We start from the raw sequence: 16,741 nt of genomic DNA on the forward strand, positions 1-16,741 counted from the left end.
GCACCGTCGTGCAACACCGGGCCGTCGTGGCTGTCACCACCTCTTCCCGCACGGAGATCCACTCGCTCATGTCCACGACACGCACCACCACGCTGCGCCGGGCCGGCGTCGTCGCCGCCCTGGCCGCCGCCGATGGCGTTCTCTCCTTCCGTGTCCCCGATGAGGAGGACACGGCGAGCACCATCAAGGTGCAGGTCTTCCTGCCCACCGACCATCCCGTGTTGGGCGTGCTCGTCTCGCCCCAGGGCGGCTGGACCGCCAACGTGACGAACACGAAGCTGAAGACTCCGGTGAAGACCGACGAGGGCACCAGGGTCCACACCATGACCATGAGCACGCCGCAAGTGCGTACTGAATCGGTGGAGCGGGAGAGCCGAGAGATCAATGTTGTGTGCACAATCTGCGTGGCGGCGTCATGAGTAGGCGACCAACGCGTACTGGCTCACCCAATCCCGCGCGTCGCGGTCGTACGCGTGGAATGCTCACAGGTGCAGGGGGCCGCCGTGCGGAAGGGACACGAACCGGTGCCGCTGCCCCGCGCCGTCGTACTCCTCACCGGTGGCCGGGGACACCGGCTCCAGCAGCGCCCTGCCTGATCCTCACGCCAAATCCGTGCCGGGTCGCCCCCCAGGGCGCTGGCCCCGGTAGCCGGCCGATGCACGGTGAATGGCCGAGCCGGTTCGCCGAACCCGTCGCCGCCCAGGTGAAACCGAGCGATCACAGCGTGTTCCGGAGGTGACTCTGTCAAATCAGAGAGTGCGTTCTGCATGGCAGCACACTGCCACCCGGCACCAACAGTGCCCCCTGCCCGTATCCGATGCGGCTCGCGGTCGACATCCGCCTTGTAAGTTCGATCGCTGCGCGATGCGAAGTGCCGGAACGAGGCCCGCCGGTCGCTCGCACATCCGGCTCCAGCCACCGCCGTGTGCCGACGTTCACCGTCGTTGATGTCAGTTGGTGATGTCAGACGGACGGACGGTCTACGCGCTGACGGCCAACTCTCGTGCGCGCTCGCGAGCTTGGGATCTCAGTTCCTTGAGGCGGCTGTGGAACGGGTTGTGGCGATTCTGGTCGAGGTTCAGCGGCAGATCGAGTTGAGAGATGAGCTCCGACTCCAGCGTCCACGGTTCGTCGTGCTCAAGCCAGCACACCCGGGCGTTCTCTGCCATCCACTGACTGAGGACGGCTTCCCCGACCTTGCCGAAGGTCATACGCGTCCCGCTTCCCACCCGACGAAGCTCGATCCCGAGCAGACAACCGAGGGTGAGGCGAAGCGTTGATCCGGCCGCGTTGCCCCGGTAGTGGTAGCGCACGCGCTTGCGCAGGTTCTGCGTGCTGGTCCGGTTCGCCATGTACCGCGGGGCTATGCCGACGTAGAGCAGGCGCCCGGCAGCGAGATCCGCACAGGGCGCTTGTTCGAAGTGCCAGCCGTAGACCCCAGCCGCGGCCGGCACCGGGCTAGGACGCGACAAGACCTCCTGCGCCGACCACAGTCGATCCGGTGCGGTGAGAGCGGCATGGCCCACGAAGCCTCCAAGGTCGGCGGACTGATGAGCGCAGGGTACTAACGACCTCGGGGAAAATGGAGGTCGGGACGTGCTGGCCTGGCGGTTCGGCTGGTGTGTGATCAGCAGGTGCTGTTGCGGACGAGGGCGAGTTCGGTGCTTGTCCGGCGTCGGGTGGGGCGCTGCGCGGACCGGTCGGAGACCAGCCCGGCGATCGCCAGATGTGTCTCGGCGTAGATTTCACGGCGTCCGGTGAAGCGCCGCAGGGGTGCCCACTGCCGAAGCTCGGCGTTGGTGTGCTCGACGCAGATCCGGGCCGAGGACTGGCGCCGCCGCGCTTCGCTCCAGGCCCGCTTGTCGCCGTCGCACGCGTCGTCCTTCGGCTTCTTCGGCGGGGCGGTGACCTGGTCGGGGAACTCCTTGGCCAGTCCTGCATACCCGGCATCGGCCTGGGACTTCACCGATGGGTGGAGGCGGAGTTGTTCGGCGATGCCCTCGGTGCGTACGGCAGTCTGGTCGTGTATCCGGCCGGGTCGCACGACCCCGGACAGCAGGATGCGGCCCTGCCCGTCGCTGAATGTGGTGGTCTTGACCGTGTTCTGGCGGCGCTTGCCCGAGACGAAGGCTCGGCGCCCGGGTCGGCCCGCCTGTGGGCGCCTGACCTGATTCTCGGCGTCATCGAGTCGAGGCTCGATGCCTTCGGCCTCGGCGTAGGCAAAGAGATCCTCCAGTGTCCGCAGTCTCATTCCGGGCCGGTCGGGCACTGCGAAGCCGCGGGCCGCGAGCAACGGACGGACCTGTCGGATCGCCGTCGAAACGGTCGAGCGGTCGACGTCGTACAGCTCGGCCAGGACCTCGTGCGGCAGCTGATGGCGCAGGTGTACCAGGGTGAACAACAGCCGGTCGCAGAAGACCAGCTTCGGCTTGCGCCCGGCACCGGCCGCCCTGCGGCGTTCACCGCCCCTGGCTTCGCGAAGTCCGGACTGACGTGCCGCCTCCCACGGGGCGGCGAGTTCGGCGAACAACTCGCCGAAGTGTGCGCGGGAGACACCGGACAGGGCCGGATGGGAACAGGCCGCGCGGGCCCAGGTCAGCTTCACAACTCACCCAACCCGCACGGCCCTTCTCATGTCACGGCCAAATCAGCCGGAACGTCGCCGCGAGCGGCAGCCGCTTCACATGGGTTCAACCAGAGCCGCCCGCCACTCCGGGCGCGGATCAGCCCCAACACTCGTCCAGTACTCCCGGCCACGCACGATCCGTCCCTGCTGGACGGTCCAGAATGAGGCCGCGCGGAACACGCCGAACTCGTCATGCGGCACCTCGACCTCGGAGACCACCTCGTTGCCGTCAGCCACGATCCGCAGTACCCGAATCGACCAGCCCCCCGGGTATTCGCTGTTCACCGCGACGAAGTTCTTGTTGCCGACGATGCGCTCCGCGCTGATCGGCCACTCGACCACGACGTCCTCCGCGACCAAGTCGGCGACAGCTGACCAATCGCGCGCCTGGATCCGATCCCACAATGCCTCGACCACTCCTGAAGAGTCCATGGGGGCACCCTTGCACGGGTCACTGACATCCTGGCCCTGGGGCCCCGGGCGGCCTGGCACGCCGACCCCCAAGCAGCAGCCCCCGCACTGCCGCTAATAGATCCCAAGGTCGTAAGATCCTTCGTTGTCGCAGACGCCTTCCGTGTCCAACTCGTATAACCACACGTGCGCTCAAAGCTCGATGCGCTCACTCGCGACATCGTCGGCGGGTTCTCCGTAGCGCAGGACAACGTGTGCTGGTCGAAACGGGAGCGCACGCAAGTGGGGCTCCATCACCCGGTAAAGAGCTTTTGCTTCAGGGCCGTGAGCGAAGATCACAACCTCACCGCCACCAAACTCATTACCGTCGACCTCGCCGACACCAGCGGCTCGGACGGCGGCCCCCGCCGATCGCTCGGCTGCAAAGACCAGCGACCACTGGTCAGGCTCGCTGAGATCATCGCCGCCCAAATGGAAGCGAGCGATCACGGCATGCTCCGGGGGTGTCTCCGGCAGGTCGAAGAGTGCGATCTGCATGACGGCACTCTCCCACCAAGCTCTGACAGTTGATCTCCGCCCCGAGTATCCGAGCCTCGGGTACCAGCAGTGCCAGCAGACGCCGGCCTTGTAAGGGCGGACGTGGTCGGCGGCATAGTTCCCCAGGTCGCATCAGCTGTAGCGACGACCCAGGGGAACAGTGCATCTCGACTGCGACGAGCCGTCATTGACCGTGGTTGACCGCACGAGAGAGACGGCCCGGCAGCCCATGCCTGGCTTTCAGGGGCGGGCAGTCGGCCTGGCCTTGCGGATCTTGACCTCGCCTGCGTCGGGAAACGGGTACCCGCCGGGCCGGAACCGGTGTAACGACGCGCTCTTCGCCCAGCCCACGGTGCGGAGTCCCGGTAGGTAGCCGCCATGCTCGATCAGCCTGTCCTCGACCCGTACACGATGTGGCGGCTCGCCCTCGCCGAGGTGGACCGGATCTTCGCCTCCCCTCCGGAGCTCGACCGGCCGGTGGAGGGGTGCACTCGTTGCTTCACGGAAGCGGAACTGCGCATCCTCGGCGGTGATCCGCGGGATGTGCCGGATGACGTCCTCGAAGGCTTCATGGGCAAGGTCGTCGATCACTGGGACGCGGACCAGTACCCGGTCCTGTGGCGCCGCCTCATACCGCGTGCCTTGCGTAACTGGGGCCCGGAAAGCCCTGGCACCAACCCGTCCCATGAGCTCCGCGGTCTCGGCCGGTACGGGGCCGAACTGATCAGCTGGCCGGTCGCCGAGCGCACCGCGGTCGAGCAGGCGTTCCGGGCACTGCTCACCCTCGCCCTCACCGGCGGCCGGTCCCCGGCGGACATCCGCGACCTCGTGGAAGGCGTCGCCCACGCCACGGGCGGCCTGGAGCCATGGCTGGACCACATCGCCGGCCTCTCCGGCCCCGCCGCGGATGTCGGCCTCGTCCGACTGGCACTGGGCTGGGGGACGGATTTCCTGTGGGAGGAGTTCGATTTCACATGGTGGTACGACGGCGACCCGCGAATCGTCGCCGACTGGCTGCTCACGCAGCGACCCCGCATCGCCTCCTTCACGGCACGCCACCCACGCTGCAAGAACGCCGCCGACGCACTCATCGCGATCTCCCACCTTCAAGAAAGTGACTGGAGCCCATGGCTCTACCCCTACGGCCCGCGCCCGCGTCCTCTCCTCCACCTGGCCACCAGCGGGTGAAGTCCTCGCTTTCGACTGGTGCGACGGCCGGACAGAGATGCTGGTGTAGGCCTCTGTCCGGCGCCGTAGATGTCAGAAGCCTTCTGATCCGTAGCTCTAGCCAGTTCGGTCAACGACGGTCATTCCGGTCGCTCTGATGCCTCTCAGGGACGTCGATGGGCGGGGGCAGTCGCTGGAGTTTCGGTACCGCGCTGCTGTACCGCTTGCTTCGCTGCCAGATTCCGGGCGTGAGCTTCACGTCGCAGCCGCCGTTCGTAGTCGGCGATCTGACGGGCGACGGGAACGCCGGTGGAAGTTCGGATCAACCGCTCCTGACGCGCGCCCGGGGTGGTGTGTCATCTGTAGGAGGGAAGTTGGGTAGCGTCATGCACCAGGCCGAGGAACCGAGAGTCGCCCGCAGCCGCCATCAGTTCCTTCCCTGTGATCGGGGAGGAACCCGAGTTGCCCACGCCCGGGTAAACGTTGAAGACGACATCGCTGTTCGCGTAGACGAAGGCGACCTCGGTGGACATGACATCAGGCGATCTGACGAACAAGCGAAGCGACGTGGCCTTGATACCGCCCAACAGAGTGACGTTCTCACAGCTCCCACCCTTGGTGAGGCTCCAGGAGCAAGGCCTTGGGCCGGGGCCACCGTCGGAGGGCCGCACGGAGAGGACGACGTAGAACACCTTGCCGCCTTCTGTCTCGCCTTGGTACTCCGCCTCGTTAGAGTAGACCGGACGGATCAGGCCGACAGTGTCCGGCAGAAGCTGGTCGAGTAGAACTGCCGCCTTCTGCTGGAACTCTGCCCGTCGAGTCCGCTCGACCGCCGTCAGACCCTCCAGGATCTGCTCCTCCCGAGCCGTCGAATACCAGTGGACCGGTGTGCGGTAGGGCTTCGGCTGGACCAGTCCGGGCGACTCGTGTGGCGAGGTCGCGGCGGGACGGACCGTCGAGCGGGCGCCGTCCCCACCGGAGAGCGTCAAGGAGGCGACCACTACCGCCCCGGCTGCACAAGCGCTCCCGGCGGCGATCGCGAGACGGGCACGCGCCTTGCGGCGCCGGCCCTGGGTGACTGCGGCGGACACCAGGCCGTGCAACGAGGGCAGCTCCGCCACCGCACTTTCCATCGCATCGCGGACCAGTAGGGTGCTGTGGCGGTCTTCTTCGGTGATGTTGTCCTTCATGGCGGTTCCTCAGCTCCCCGTGGCGTAGATGTGGGATTCGTCCAGTTGGGTGCGCAGCTTTGCCAGAGAGCGTGAGCACTGACTTTTGACCGTGGATTCGCTGCACTTCAAGAGCTCGGCGACGGACTCGACGCTCTGGTCCTCCCAGTACCGCAACACGACCATGGCCCGTGCTCTGGGGGGCAACCCGGCCAGTGCCGACATCAGCGTCACCCGCAGGTCGGTGTGGTCGGGCGCGGGCCGGGGGTCGGGGCGGGAATGAGCCAGCAGGTCCCGCAGCCGCCGGCGACGCTCGGCGAGGTAGGTGCGGGTCAGTACGGTCCTGGCATAGGCCTCGATGTGGTCGGCTGCACTCGCCCGCCCCCAGTGCTGGAAAAGCTTGGCGAGCGTGGTCTGTGTAAGGTCGCGGGCCGTGTCCGGGTCCCCGCACAGCAGGTATGCGGTCCGGTACAGCCATCTCTGGCGCGACTGTGCGAAGGCCTCGAAGCTCTCGGGCGCCTGGGATCTCTGTGGCGCCTCGAAACCTCGACCGTTCTGCGGCATCTGCTCTCCCTTCCGGTCCCTGTCAGGGGCTGTGTCCTGTCACCCCTCTGTAGAGCGCTGCCGCGCAGCAAAGGTTGAAACCGAGTTTTCGCGCTTTCTTGCACGCACTCTCGCTCCGTACGCTGGGGGCGGTGCTACAGCGACCACTCCGCACCGGCCAGCGCCTCGGGGAGCCTGTGCCTAACCTGCAACCTTCTGATCCGTAGCTCAAAGCGGAGCGGTCATCTACTGCCATTTCGGTTGCTTCCGCGCCTCGGAAAGTCGAGACCGGTCGTGATCGGGTGCTGTGGTTGCGGTACTTCGCTGCGGTACTGCCGTCACGGCCCGTGCAGTTCGGTCTCCCAACGCTTGAACGGTGGCTCCACTAGGTAGCTCGGATCGCAGTACGAGCGGACCTATTGCGCGGCACGGTACTGGGCGTCACCTTCGTTCAGGACTTCCCCGTTTTCGTCCACCTGAAGGACATTGGCGAAGATCGCAAAGACTTGCTCCAACGGAGAGCCGAACGCCATGAGCTGAGGCCGGTAGTCGATCCCCTCCAAGAGATCCACGTCGAGAGTGCCATTCGCGATGTAGAAGGCGAAGAAGCGCAGTGCTGCGCGTACGTCTACGGGAAGGTGATCCACGAGGACATCATCTGTTCGGCTTGGGCTTTGAGCCTCATCCTTATCAGGTCGATCGCCGAGGACCGTCGACGTCGGCCCACCGGTCCGACGCTTCGGCCGATCGTCCACGGAGGTCCGGCGTCGACCGCTGCTGTTCGTGCTTGTTGGTGTCAACCGCTGGTGTCAGCCGCCCCACGCAACCAGGGGCGGGGCAAACACCGTCCCGAACGGTCGCTAGCCTCTCGGCGTGACGATAGAGCAAGGCCCCGAAACTGTCCCGAATCGCCGTGGAGCGTGGGGCGTGGTCCTCTCCGTCGCCTTGCGTGCTCTGCTCGGCCTTGCTGTGTGGGGAGTCGCAACTTTGGCGCTTCGGCACTTCGAAGACCACGGGATCGACAGAACACTCACCCTCGCGGTCGAGGTGTTCGCCGCTGTCCCGATGCTCGGGCTCTACATCACCGAGCCACCGCGTCGGCGCGTTGGATGTGCCGTCGCTCTCGTGGCCGTGCCCGTGATGGCAGTGATCGGCTTTGCGGTGCAGCTGTGGCTCCGCCCCACGCTCGATGTGGGGTTCCAGGCAGGCGAGATTGTCGGGGTACCCGTTGGGGCAGCCCTGTTCGCTTTGATCGTCAGCCGGGCAAAGGCTGCCCGAGCGTTCACTCGGGCTGCCGACCGCTCGGCTGGTATGGCGGCCAGTGATCGAGCAGTAGGGTCCGCTCGTCGCGGCTGATCCCCTTGATGCGAACTATGGGCAGGGCGGTCACTGAGAGGACGTTAAGTCCCGTTTCTGATGATGTGGTGTCGCCCGTTCGTGGGTGATGGGACAGTTCCGCCCTCGGGTCATGTCGTGTGCATGATGAGGTCGTGGGCATGGAACGGATGCCGTACGCAACCGACTTGTCCGACGAGCAGTGGGCGTTGATCGAGCCGCTGGTCACCGCGTGGAAGCAGGAGCGGGTGGCGCGGTCGGCGACCGGGGACCCGGGCTCCTGCGACCTGCGCGAGGTAGTGAACGCGCTGCTCTACCAGAACCGGACGGGCTGTCAGTGGCGGCTCCTGCCACACGACCTCCCGGCCTGGTCGGCGGTGTTCTACTACTTCACTCTGTGGCGCCAGGATGGTCTTGACCAGCGGATTCAGGAGATCCTGCGCTGCCAGGTGCGGGAGCGGTCCAGACGATTAGAGGACCCGTCCCTGGTGATCATCGACACCCAGTCCGTCCGCGTGGCGGCCGGGGTGCCGAAGGAGACGACGGGACTGGACGCGAACAAGAAGACGCCTGGCAGGAAGCGGGGACTCGCAGTCGACGTGCTGGGCCTGATCATCGGTGTGGTGGTCCTGGCCGCGAGCGCCCACGACAACGAGGCCGGCATCGCCCTGCTGGACCAGGCGGCCGAACGATGTGGGATGCGCCTGGAAAAGGTCCTGGTCGACCAGGGTTTCAAGGACGCTGTGATCATCCACGGGGCGGTAAAGGACATCACCGTCGAGGTGGTTCGGCGCAACCCCGACGACGAAGGCAAGGGCTTCGTCCCGCAACCGAAGCGGTGGGTGGTCGAGCAGGCCAACGGCACCCTCATGCTGCACCGGCGCCTCGCCCGCGACTACGATCACCGGCCCGACAACGCGGCTTCCCGCGTCTACTGGGCCTCCACCGCCGGCATGCTCCGCCGCCTCACCACCCCTGCCCCCGCCTGGCGGGACGACGTGGAGCTGGCCGCGTGAACGTCAGCGAACTCCTGCGGCTGCTGCAGGCCGAGCACGATGAGACCGCCGCACGAGCCGACCACCTGCGCGAGCAGATCGTGCGGCTCACCACCGGCCTCGCCGAGACCGAAGCCCGCCTGGCCGAGCTCACCGCGACTCGCAAGGTCATCGACGGCCTCACCCCGCCCGATCACGCAACGGCCTTCGTGGAGACCGCCACCGTCTACCAGCGCATCGTGACCACGTTCAACGAGCACCCTGGGAAGGTGTTCCGTGTCCGCGACCTGCACGAGCACCTCGGCCTGCCCACCGACGAGCCCTCGATCAACGTCACCCGCTCCCGCCTGGGACGACTCGTCCGTCAAGGACTCCTCGAACAACCCGGACGCGGCCGCTACCAGAAACGGACTTAACGCCCTCTGAGGTCTATCAGGCACGTCAGTCGAGTGCTTGGGTCTGGTGGCGGTCGGTCGTGGGTGCGGAGGTTGCTGTACTTCGCGGCTGTACCGCAGCCCGGGGCGACCTGCTTGGACAGGACAGTGTGACGGCCGGCACTCAGTCTCCTTCGGGCGAGCCATCGGACTTGTCCGTGCGCATGAGAATTCCGGGGCAGTCTGGATCGACTTCGCCCGTGTAGTGGTTTCGCCAGAAGTAGCGACTGGTGCGCGGCAACGGCACTTCCACAAGTCGACCGTCGTGCATCATCCACAAGCCGAAGCAGTCATCTTCCTCGTCGTGGATCAGTACCTGTATGGAGTGGGGGGAGGGCCACGGCTGCGACTCCAGGTCTTCCAGCAGTCCGACCCAGTTGCTCCGTCGCACGAACTCGGCGACCCAGCCATGCCCGGCAGGGGTGAATTGTCCAGACCACTTACGGTTGGGGTTTCGCCGGGTCAGCGGTTCCATGCTCTCTTCTGCACTGCCGGCCAACACGATGACCTCGGCGATTCTGCTCATGGCCGAGTATCACCGCATGCGGGGAAGGGACTGCAAGCGAGTTCCGTCTTTGGAATCTGGAATCAGCGACCCGAGGGTGACGATGGCGAGAGGTGGGCGTCGAGTCCTCACAGCGACTGGGACGCCACCGCTGGACCGTCGAACGCCTGGCTCGCCGGCTGCCGCCGCCTCCAGCGACGCTACGAGCACAAAGCCGAGCACTTCCTCGCCTGCACTCTCATTTGCTACCGGAGGCTCACCAATTGAGATGACTTCCTACTACGCGGCCATGCGGCCTGGGGAGGCACTCGGGCTCCGGCGTTCCGACTGCACGCTTCCGGCGTCGGGCTGGGGACGTATCGAGCTGGCGGAGACGCGTCCTTCGGCGGGGAAGGCGTGGACCGATTCCGGCGAGGCGCATGACCGGCGGGGGCTGAAGCAGCGGGCCCAGGGCGAGGTGCGCATCGTGCCGATTCCGCCTCCGCTGGTGCGGCTGTTGCGCGAGCACTTGAAGGAGTTCGGTACGGCGAAGGACAGCCGGCTCTTCTCCAGCGAGCGGGGCAAAGTGGTCGCGGCCTCCTCGTACTCGCGTGCATGGAAGCAGGCGCGCGAACTGACCCTCGTTCCGGATCAGGTGTCCTCGGTCCTTGCCTTCCGGCCGTACGACCTTCGTCACGCGGGAGTCTCCCTGTGGCTCAACCAAGTGCATATATGGCCAGGAGCAGGAGATGAACGACCGGATCATGCAAGGACTGGGGGAGGAGGACGACACCGCAGACTGATCAACTGCGCCGCTGGCGGATGCGAGCCCCGGGCTGGGAACGGTACGGGGCTCGCGCCCGTCCACATATGGTCCACAGAGCTTCGTTCGGAGGCGGGTCACAGGCCTTCTGACCTGCCGCGAAGATCTGCAAGATCAACACGCCATTGCAGCGTGATCACTGGCAAAGGGCTGCTTTCGGCGGCATCTGCCTGCGCATGGCTGTAGATATGCGAAGACCCCGTTCCCAGCGAAACCGCTGATGGCGGGGGTTTTTGGGCACTTCATAAGGGGGTGCCCCGGCAGGAGGCCGTCTCAGCAAAGCTGCTTCACATTGCCGGTGGGGGTGGTGTTGGTCTCAGCGGCCGCGTCCAGGATCGCCCCTTTGAAGTCCTCGACGAGCCCGGCGGGTCGTCGGCGCTCTCGCCCCGTACGGTCCGGGCGCGTACTCCAGTATCGGCTGTCCGCACTCGGCGGCCAGCCCCGCCAGTCGTCCGGATGCGCAGCCTCAACGCGAACCCGCGGTTGCGGCGCCCGGGTTGCCGGCCAGGCGCCACAACCGCTCAGGTCAGACCTTCGCGGTGACGACCGCGCCGAGGTGCCGGGCGAAGAACCGGACCGCGCTGTCGGCCTCGAACCGGGGCAGCTCCTTGTGCTTGCCCGAGTTCACGTGCAACGACTTCTCCTTCGAGGCAAAGGCGTCGAACAGCGCGAGACCCTCCTCGCGGGAGATGTGCTCGTCGTCCCACTGCATGTCGAACTCGATCGGAATGGTGATCTGCTTCGCCTTCTCGGCCAGGACATCGGGCCAGTGCTGACCGAAGACCGCCGCACTGATCCTGGGTTCGATCGCCACGAACGGTACGCCGATCGCGGTGCCCATGTTGATGCCCCAGAAGCCGACCGGCCCGTCGGTGCCGATCTCCGGGAGTTCTTGGAGGGCATCCAGCGCCGCCTGGTACTCGGGCACGGCGAGCTGCGCCAAGTGGTCGTTGTAGCGCACGATGATCGGGCCTTCCGGCTCGCCCGCAGCCCTCGCCCGGAACAGCTCGGCGATCTCCGCCTCGTCGTGCGCCGTGCGCGGCCGGTCGCCATGACCGGGCGCGTCGATGACGGCGACATGGAAGCCGCAGCCGGTCACAAGGCGCTGGGCGCGGCCGGACATCGCCGGGTGCTTCTTGTGGTTGCCGCCGCCGTGAGCCATCAGGATCGCGGGCGCGCGATCGGCCGTCCTGGAGGCCGGCGACCACAGAACACCGGGGACGCCGCCCACGGTGAAGTCGCGTTCGAGCACGCCGTTCGACGACGACTCGGCGGTGAACTGCAGAGAGTGCATAGGTGATGCCCTTCGGGAGTGCCTTGTTGTCGAGGCGCTCCCGGCGACACCTACGTCAATCGCCGGCCGTGACGGCAAGGGGGAGCACCCACATGGATACAGCGTTCATGGGTCTCACCTCCTCAGACGGTGTCACGGTCGACTGAAAGCTACCAGCCCGACCGCGATCCCACCCACCCCTTTTTCTGCCACGCGTGGGTGCCCTCAGCGCCGTGCACGCCCCTTCACTGGTGAAGGACCGGATGAACATCACTGGCGCCCGTCGGAGCGTGGCCGGCGCCGAGGCCGTGTTCGAGCTCCGCGCGGTGATCAGCAACGGCGGATACGGGGTGGGCTCATGAAGTTCGTGGAGCGGGGCAGTCGGGCGGAAGTGGGCCTGACACGTCCGGCACGAGGTTCGCCTGAGCCGTCGGCCAGCAGTCAATGCGGAGGTGGATCCGGCCGCGGTTCCCCATACGGCCCAGGTGTTTCGGCTGATGGAGGCCGTTGCTCGCTAGCCGGGGCGGGGTCCTCATCTTGAAGCGTTCTTCGGGTGCATGTACTTCGGGGCTATGCGGCCCGCTGAGGTCATCCACCTTCGGATCGATCAATGCCACTTGCCGAAGACGGGATGGGGGATGCTCAACCTCTCGGGCGGGGTTGTCGCACGTGTCGGACGGTGAGGTCCAGGTGTGGACAGCCGGTGCGGATCTCCTTGGACTCAGTGGCACCGGACTTCCGGTAGCCGGCCGGGGGCGGTCATGATCCAACGGACCACACGCCGGGGCTTGGGAACAGTTCTGACCGGAGGTGGCGGTGTGGGTAGTGACTTCGGCAACGGGCTATGCGGCTCCTTGAACCGGCGGATGCTCCGGATGTCACCAGTGAAGCCCTCTTCCACTCCCGTTCTCTGGCAAAGCCCGGATCCCGCCTCGTTTCCTGCCCCCCATCTTCCCTGCCTGGGCAACCGCGCAACTGGCTGGGATCCAGGTCGAGCGCCAGCCCGCGATTCGCTCCGTCCACACCGCTCTCGGTCTGCCGGAACGCTGGCCGACCGGCGACGCCTTCCCCCGGAGTGACCCGAGATGACGGTAGCGGCACCGTCAGTCTCGACAGCGGCACCCCGGTGAGATCACCTCATGCGCACAGCAGCGTTCGGTGGGGACCTCTGCGTGGGCTGGGGAGGCCGCTCGACCGGGTTCGGGGAGCATCCGTCGTTCACCGGGTGGACGCCCTCATCGACCAGCCGACGCTGTGCTGCATCCGAACGAAGTGGCCTGCGGCCGCGGGCCGAAGGCTGGGAGGTGGATTTGGCTTGCGGGCGGGTTCTCGCCCGCCGGGCCGCGTTTTACGCTGCGACCGCTCCGAAATCTGGCGATCTCTTGGAGGGTGTGCAGGATGAACCGAGCTCTCATGGCCGCATTGGCCGCAGCAGTGTTGGTCGTGTCCGGGGGCAGCACCACCGCCTCCGCCTACGATGCACCGCCGCGAACCACGCACGGTCCTTGCCAGTACACCCAGACCCCGGACGAGCCGGCGGCGCGGCGGGTTCCCCTGCCGCCCGACCCGCGGCACACCCCCAGTCACGGCACGGTCGGTATGGCTGTCCGGACCAGCCAGGGCCGGCTCCCGCTGAGTCTGGACCGGGCGAAGGCGCCGTGCACGGTCCAGAGCTTCGTGCACCTGGCGCGGCACCGGTTCTACGACCGTACGGTGTGCCATCGGCTGACGGCGTATCCGACGCTGAAGGTCCTGCAGTGTGGCGACCCGACCGGCACTGGCGAGGGTGGGCCGGGGTACGAGTACAAGGACGAGCTGCCGGTGGACCTGCCGCCGGCACCGAGCGATCCGACCGGCGTCCGTCGCCTTTACGGGCGCGGTTTGCTGGCGATGGCCAACGCCGGGCCGAACACGAACGGTTCGCAGTTCTTCGTCGTCTACGGCAACTCCGCGCTGCGACCGGACTACACGGTGTTCGGCACTGTCGGTGCTGCCGGCCTGAAGACGCTCGACGAGATCGCTGCTGGCGGTATCGAGCCAACTTCGCAGGACCCGGCGCCTGTTGACGGCATGCCCGTGCTGCGGACCGAGTTGCTCAGCGTCCGGCCGTCCTGCCGGCCCTGATGAACTGTGGTGCGGTCACCGTGGGTCCAGCTATGTGCCTGGTCTCACGGTGATGTGAAGTAGCCGTTGCTGCACGCCTCGTGCTGCAATTGGCTGTGGACGCTGGGCGGGCCGTCGGGCGGGTGGTGCGTCAGGGGTCGTAGGGGCTCCAGTGCCCGAGGAAGGGCTTCAGCTCGTCGGCTCGCGGCCCGGGGATGTCGGGAAACTGGGGTGGAGTTTCCAGGGGGTCGAGACTCTCCACGGTGTCCGCTGCCCAGCTGATCCATGCTTCGGCCGCGGTTCTCGCCTTCCCCGGCGGCATGGCCTCGATTCGCGTGCGCACGGCGTTCACATATTCGGTCAGTCGGGGGGCGTGGCGCCATGCCGCTTCCTGGGCTTCGAGGTGCCTGACGCGGTACGCCCCCGCCGGCGGCTTCCCCCGTTTGCCGAGCGCAGTACGTCGTGGGGGAGGAGCGGTCAGGGGCTCTAGGCGTTGCTCCACCCGGTTGTGCTGGAATACGCGTCCAGCAAGTCCACCACGAAGACCAGGGTCGAGCCCGCCGGGATCAACGGTGAGGGCGACTGATTGCCGTAGCCGAGACGCGGGGGAACGATGATCTCGCGCCGGCCGCCGACCTTCATCCCCCTCACCCCCCGGTCCCAGCCCTTGATGGCCTTGCCGCTGCCCAGGGCGAACTTGAACGGCTGGCCCCGGTCCCAGGAGGCATCGAACTCCTTACCGGACTCGAAGGTCACCCCGACATAGTGGACCCTGACCACCATGCCCGGCCTCACCTCAGCCCCGACCCCGACGACCAGGTCCCGGATGACCAACTCGGTTGGAGTGTCACCCCTCCGGAACGTCGACCTCGGGCTTCGTCAGTTCACTCATTGCAGCTTCATCACCTGCCTCACTCGGATGCTGCGAGCCGACCGGGCACCGGAGCGACCTTGTCGAGGCGTCGTCGGGTCTCGTCCGCGTCGAGGGGCCCGCCATGGCCTGGGAGCAGGCGCTGCGGACGGCGGTCGAGCTCGGTCATGAGCGCCCTGCGCACTCCGGTGGCGTCCTCGGTGAAGAAATGGCGCTTCGGGCTCTGGCGGCGCAGCATGCCACCGCGGACCAGGTCGCCGACGAGCGTATCGTCGCCGACGCGGACGACGAGCGACCCGGGGGTGTGGCCGCCGAACCGCTCGGCATGCGCGTCGACGCCATAGGGACTCAGGTCGAACTTGTCCTCCACCAGGATGTCGGCTTCGACCGGCTGGGCCCTTGCGCGCAGAACCAGGGGCCTCAACACCGCACCGGCTGGATGACTGATCGGGAGTACGCCGATGCGTCCGGTACGCAGGAGTTGTTCGTCACCCAGGCCGACCGCGATCGGAACGCCCGCATCCGCGAACGACGCCGCCGTGCCGCTGTGGTCATTGTGGCCGTGGGTCAGGAGGACCAGGGCGATGTCGCGAGGCTGAAGGCCCTGCGCGGACAACGCGTCGCGCAGGCGGTCGCCGTCCTCTGGTCCGCCTGTGTCCACGAGGATCGCTTGCTCGCCACGCAGGAGGTAGGCGTTGCTGTTGCCCATGGAAAGTGGGGTGACGGTCGTGGTGCTCATGCGGTGCACCGCGGCGCTTCGCCGCCGCCACCGACGTTCATGCGGTCGTCGGCTGTGCGTATACGAACGGAACCATCCATGATCATCTTCCTTCACGCTCTCCCTGTAACCTTACGGCCGTAAGTAGAGCATGAGAACTTACGCCTGTAAAGTCATTGCTATGGCTCCAGCGGCAGCACGCAGACGCAACCCCCGAGGTCAGGGAGGGCAACTCCGCGACGAGATCGTGACCGCGGCCCGCGAGCTGCTGGTCGAGACCGGATCAGACAGCGCGGTGACCTTGCGGGCCATCGCCCGCAAGGTCGGCATCGCGCCACCGTCGATCTACGCGCACTTCGACACGCCCGACCAGATCGTGGAGGCCGTGGTCACCGACACCCGCTCACTGCTGGTGCGTCAACTTGAGACCGCCCGGGCGGGAGCAGAAGGCGCGCGTGAACGACTTCTGGCCGACTGCCACGCCTATCTCGCCTTCGGTGCCGAGCAGCCCAAGCTCTACGCCGTTCTGTTCTCCCGGCCGCGGCTCAGGGGGAGCAGCATCACGGAAGAACGCATTGACCAGGCGGTACGCCAGCTCGCGCCCATTGTCGGCGAGCCCATCGCGAGTCAGCTCGCTCCCGCCGAAGCATTCTCGATACTTCTGCGCGACGTCGCCGATGCGATGCACGAGGGCACGTCCCGTGCAGAGGATGCTCTCGCCACGGCGACCGCTCTTTGGGCGGCCCTGCACGGCCTCATCCTGCTCCGCGCTCACATTCCCCGATTCCCGTGGCCGCCACCCGGTCCGCTGGAGGAGGAGATCATCAGTCGGCTCGCATTCCCGCTCGGCCCTGCACCCAGATGACCGCTTGCTCGGCGCGATGCTGTCAGATCGTCAGGGCCGGATTCGTTGGGCCGCAGCGGGACGCGCAGGCGAGCCGAGGGCAGGACGACGGGCAAGGACCTTTCCCTGAGCTTGACTGATTCCCAATCTTCGTTGTCAAGCAGTTGGAGTGGGGTGCAGGACAGGCCCGGGTCAGGGATGTGCGCCATGGTGATCTTCTGTGTCACGGGCAAGGGCGACTCGGGCCGCCGAGAGTCGCTGCCTGGACTTGGCTATCCACTCTTTACCGAGCGGCATCGAGACGACGATCTGGGTACTGGTCCCGTCGTGGACTTCGACCACGTAGGGGTCGTCGGCGATGAGGCGGAGGTAGGCGGTGCGGATGGCACGGGTGCGGTCGGCGGCCAG

General features: G+C 66.8%; 18 protein-coding genes and 4 pseudogenes. 10 read left to right on the forward strand and 12 right to left on the reverse strand.

Features of this window, described 5'->3' with window-relative positions:
* Window positions 1-68 precede the first annotated feature (68 nt).
* Window positions 69-311, forward strand: a pseudogene (locus tag HEP85_RS36520) (DUF1775 domain-containing protein); the annotation flags it as partial.
* Window positions 312-980: 669 nt separating this feature from the next.
* Here the strand turns inward: HEP85_RS36520 and HEP85_RS36525 are convergent.
* From HEP85_RS36525 to HEP85_RS36540, 4 genes are all read right to left on the reverse strand, one after another.
* The gene (locus HEP85_RS36525) at window positions 981-1,526 is read right to left on the reverse strand and encodes a GIY-YIG nuclease family protein (protein WP_168531740.1); all 546 of its coding nucleotides are present in this window, start codon (window positions 1,524-1,526) and stop codon (window positions 981-983) included.
* 101 nt (window positions 1,527-1,627) lie between these two features.
* Window positions 1,628-2,605: a transposase gene (locus HEP85_RS36530; protein ID WP_248002223.1), complete on the reverse strand. Its 978-nt coding sequence runs from the start codon at window positions 2,603-2,605 to the stop codon at window positions 1,628-1,630.
* A 75-nt stretch (window positions 2,606-2,680) separates the two neighbouring features.
* Window positions 2,681-3,058, reverse strand: a complete 378-nt coding sequence (locus HEP85_RS36535; protein ID WP_059203638.1) for a nuclear transport factor 2 family protein — start codon at window positions 3,056-3,058, stop codon at window positions 2,681-2,683.
* Between the two features lie 171 nt (window positions 3,059-3,229).
* Entirely contained in the window at window positions 3,230-3,574 is a 345-nt protein-coding gene (locus HEP85_RS36540) for a hypothetical protein (RefSeq protein WP_168531741.1), read from the reverse strand.
* A 378-nt stretch (window positions 3,575-3,952) separates the two neighbouring features.
* On the opposite strand from HEP85_RS36540, the gene HEP85_RS36545 reads away from it, so the two are divergent.
* A complete protein-coding gene (locus HEP85_RS36545; protein WP_168531742.1) occupies window positions 3,953-4,762 on the forward strand; it encodes a hypothetical protein in 810 nt (269 codons plus the stop codon).
* A gap of 335 nt (window positions 4,763-5,097) precedes the next feature.
* On the opposite strand, the gene HEP85_RS36550 is transcribed toward HEP85_RS36545, so the two are convergent.
* The 3 genes from HEP85_RS36550 to HEP85_RS36560 all read right to left on the reverse strand — a co-directional run bounded on the left by HEP85_RS36550 (window position 5,098) and on the right by HEP85_RS36560 (window position 7,100).
* Window positions 5,098-5,931 carry a hypothetical protein gene (locus tag HEP85_RS36550; protein WP_168531743.1) on the reverse strand — a complete coding sequence of 278 codons (834 nt, stop codon included), beginning with the start codon at window positions 5,929-5,931 and terminating at the stop codon, window positions 5,098-5,100.
* A gap of 9 nt (window positions 5,932-5,940) precedes the next feature.
* A complete protein-coding gene (locus HEP85_RS36555; RefSeq protein WP_168531744.1) occupies window positions 5,941-6,474 on the reverse strand; it encodes a SigE family RNA polymerase sigma factor in 534 nt (177 codons plus the stop codon).
* Window positions 6,475-6,869: 395 nt separating this feature from the next.
* Complete coding sequence (locus HEP85_RS36560) at window positions 6,870-7,100, reverse strand: hypothetical protein (protein ID WP_248002224.1); 231 nt, start codon at window positions 7,098-7,100, stop codon at window positions 6,870-6,872.
* Between the two features lie 226 nt (window positions 7,101-7,326).
* On the opposite strand from HEP85_RS36560, the gene HEP85_RS36565 reads away from it, so the two are divergent.
* The 3 genes from HEP85_RS36565 (at window position 7,327) to HEP85_RS36575 (ending at window position 9,199) form a co-directional block, all read left to right on the forward strand.
* Entirely contained in the window at window positions 7,327-7,809 is a 483-nt protein-coding gene (locus HEP85_RS36565; protein WP_369658006.1) for a hypothetical protein, read from the forward strand.
* A gap of 140 nt (window positions 7,810-7,949) precedes the next feature.
* Window positions 7,950-8,804 (forward strand): IS5 family transposase, encoded by an 855-nt coding sequence (locus HEP85_RS36570; RefSeq protein WP_168533134.1) that lies wholly within the window; start codon window positions 7,950-7,952, stop codon window positions 8,802-8,804.
* Window positions 8,801-9,199 (forward strand): type IV toxin-antitoxin system AbiEi family antitoxin domain-containing protein, encoded by a 399-nt coding sequence (locus HEP85_RS36575; RefSeq protein ID WP_211117739.1) that lies wholly within the window; start codon window positions 8,801-8,803, stop codon window positions 9,197-9,199. The genes HEP85_RS36570 and HEP85_RS36575 overlap by 4 nt, the downstream gene beginning before the upstream one ends.
* A gap of 142 nt (window positions 9,200-9,341) precedes the next feature.
* Here the strand turns inward: HEP85_RS36575 and HEP85_RS36580 are convergent, their stop codons facing one another.
* Window positions 9,342-9,743 carry a hypothetical protein gene (locus HEP85_RS36580; protein WP_168531746.1) on the reverse strand — a complete coding sequence of 134 codons (402 nt, stop codon included), beginning with the start codon at window positions 9,741-9,743 and terminating at the stop codon, window positions 9,342-9,344.
* 95 nt (window positions 9,744-9,838) lie between these two features.
* Between HEP85_RS36580 and HEP85_RS36585 the strand changes: the two are divergent.
* Window positions 9,839-9,989 (forward strand): annotated as a pseudogene (locus HEP85_RS36585) (IS5/IS1182 family transposase); the annotation flags it as partial.
* 10 nt (window positions 9,990-9,999) lie between these two features.
* Window positions 10,000-10,504, forward strand: a pseudogene (locus HEP85_RS36590) (site-specific integrase); the annotation flags it as partial.
* A gap of 546 nt (window positions 10,505-11,050) precedes the next feature.
* On the opposite strand, the gene HEP85_RS36595 reads toward HEP85_RS36590, so the two are convergent.
* Window positions 11,051-11,818, reverse strand: a complete 768-nt coding sequence (locus HEP85_RS36595) for an alpha/beta hydrolase (protein ID WP_168531747.1) — start codon at window positions 11,816-11,818, stop codon at window positions 11,051-11,053.
* 194 nt (window positions 11,819-12,012) lie between these two features.
* Here HEP85_RS36595 and HEP85_RS36600 point away from each other — a divergent pair, with 194 nt between their 5' ends.
* Together HEP85_RS36600 and HEP85_RS36605 are read left to right on the forward strand one after the other, a co-directional pair.
* The gene (locus tag HEP85_RS36600; protein WP_168531748.1) at window positions 12,013-12,159 is read left to right on the forward strand and encodes a hypothetical protein; all 147 of its coding nucleotides are present in this window, start codon (window positions 12,013-12,015) and stop codon (window positions 12,157-12,159) included.
* A gap of 1,051 nt (window positions 12,160-13,210) precedes the next feature.
* Window positions 13,211-13,921: a peptidylprolyl isomerase gene (locus HEP85_RS36605; protein ID WP_248002225.1), complete on the forward strand. Its 711-nt coding sequence runs from the start codon at window positions 13,211-13,213 to the stop codon at window positions 13,919-13,921.
* A 130-nt stretch (window positions 13,922-14,051) separates the two neighbouring features.
* Here HEP85_RS36605 and HEP85_RS36610 read toward each other — a convergent pair whose 3' ends face one another.
* From HEP85_RS36610 to HEP85_RS36620, 3 genes and pseudogenes are all read right to left on the reverse strand, one after another.
* Window positions 14,052-14,243 (reverse strand): hypothetical protein, encoded by a 192-nt coding sequence (locus HEP85_RS36610; protein ID WP_248002226.1) that lies wholly within the window; start codon window positions 14,241-14,243, stop codon window positions 14,052-14,054.
* Between the two features lie 143 nt (window positions 14,244-14,386).
* Window positions 14,387-14,792, reverse strand: a pseudogene (locus tag HEP85_RS36615) (FKBP-type peptidyl-prolyl cis-trans isomerase).
* Window positions 14,793-14,811: 19 nt separating this feature from the next.
* Window positions 14,812-15,510 carry an MBL fold metallo-hydrolase gene (locus HEP85_RS36620; protein ID WP_369658007.1) on the reverse strand — a complete coding sequence of 233 codons (699 nt, stop codon included), beginning with the start codon at window positions 15,508-15,510 and terminating at the stop codon, window positions 14,812-14,814.
* Window positions 15,511-15,736: 226 nt separating this feature from the next.
* Between HEP85_RS36620 and HEP85_RS36625 the strand changes: the two genes are divergently transcribed.
* Window positions 15,737-16,354 (forward strand): TetR/AcrR family transcriptional regulator, encoded by a 618-nt coding sequence (locus tag HEP85_RS36625; protein ID WP_168531752.1) that lies wholly within the window; start codon window positions 15,737-15,739, stop codon window positions 16,352-16,354.
* Window positions 16,355-16,741 lie beyond the last annotated feature (387 nt).

The sequence above is a fragment of the Streptomyces sp. RPA4-2 genome (assembly GCF_012273515.2).
GTDB classification, from domain to species: domain Bacteria; phylum Actinomycetota; class Actinomycetes; order Streptomycetales; family Streptomycetaceae; genus Streptomyces; species Streptomyces kaempferi.

Excerpts from the sequence above, each read along its gene's own strand:
- HEP85_RS36570 (WP_168533134.1), top strand. The coding sequence starts at position 7,950 with ATGGAACGGATGCCGTACGCAACCGACTTGTCCGACGAGCAGTGGGCG.
- HEP85_RS36545 (WP_168531742.1), top strand. The coding sequence starts at position 3,953 with ATGCTCGATCAGCCTGTCCTCGACCCGTACACGATGTGGCGGCTCGCC.
- HEP85_RS36620 (WP_369658007.1), bottom strand. The coding sequence starts at position 15,510 with ATGAGCACCACGACCGTCACCCCACTTTCCATGGGCAACAGCAACGCC.
- HEP85_RS36605 (WP_248002225.1), top strand. The coding sequence starts at position 13,211 with ATGGCCGCATTGGCCGCAGCAGTGTTGGTCGTGTCCGGGGGCAGCACC.
- HEP85_RS36550 (WP_168531743.1), bottom strand. The coding sequence starts at position 5,931 with ATGAAGGACAACATCACCGAAGAAGACCGCCACAGCACCCTACTGGTC.
- HEP85_RS36540 (WP_168531741.1), bottom strand. The coding sequence starts at position 3,574 with ATGCAGATCGCACTCTTCGACCTGCCGGAGACACCCCCGGAGCATGCC.
- HEP85_RS36535 (WP_059203638.1), bottom strand. The coding sequence starts at position 3,058 with ATGGACTCTTCAGGAGTGGTCGAGGCATTGTGGGATCGGATCCAGGCG.
- HEP85_RS36595 (WP_168531747.1), bottom strand. The coding sequence starts at position 11,818 with ATGCACTCTCTGCAGTTCACCGCCGAGTCGTCGTCGAACGGCGTGCTC.
- HEP85_RS36555 (WP_168531744.1), bottom strand. The coding sequence starts at position 6,474 with ATGCCGCAGAACGGTCGAGGTTTCGAGGCGCCACAGAGATCCCAGGCG.
- HEP85_RS36580 (WP_168531746.1), bottom strand. The coding sequence starts at position 9,743 with ATGAGCAGAATCGCCGAGGTCATCGTGTTGGCCGGCAGTGCAGAAGAG.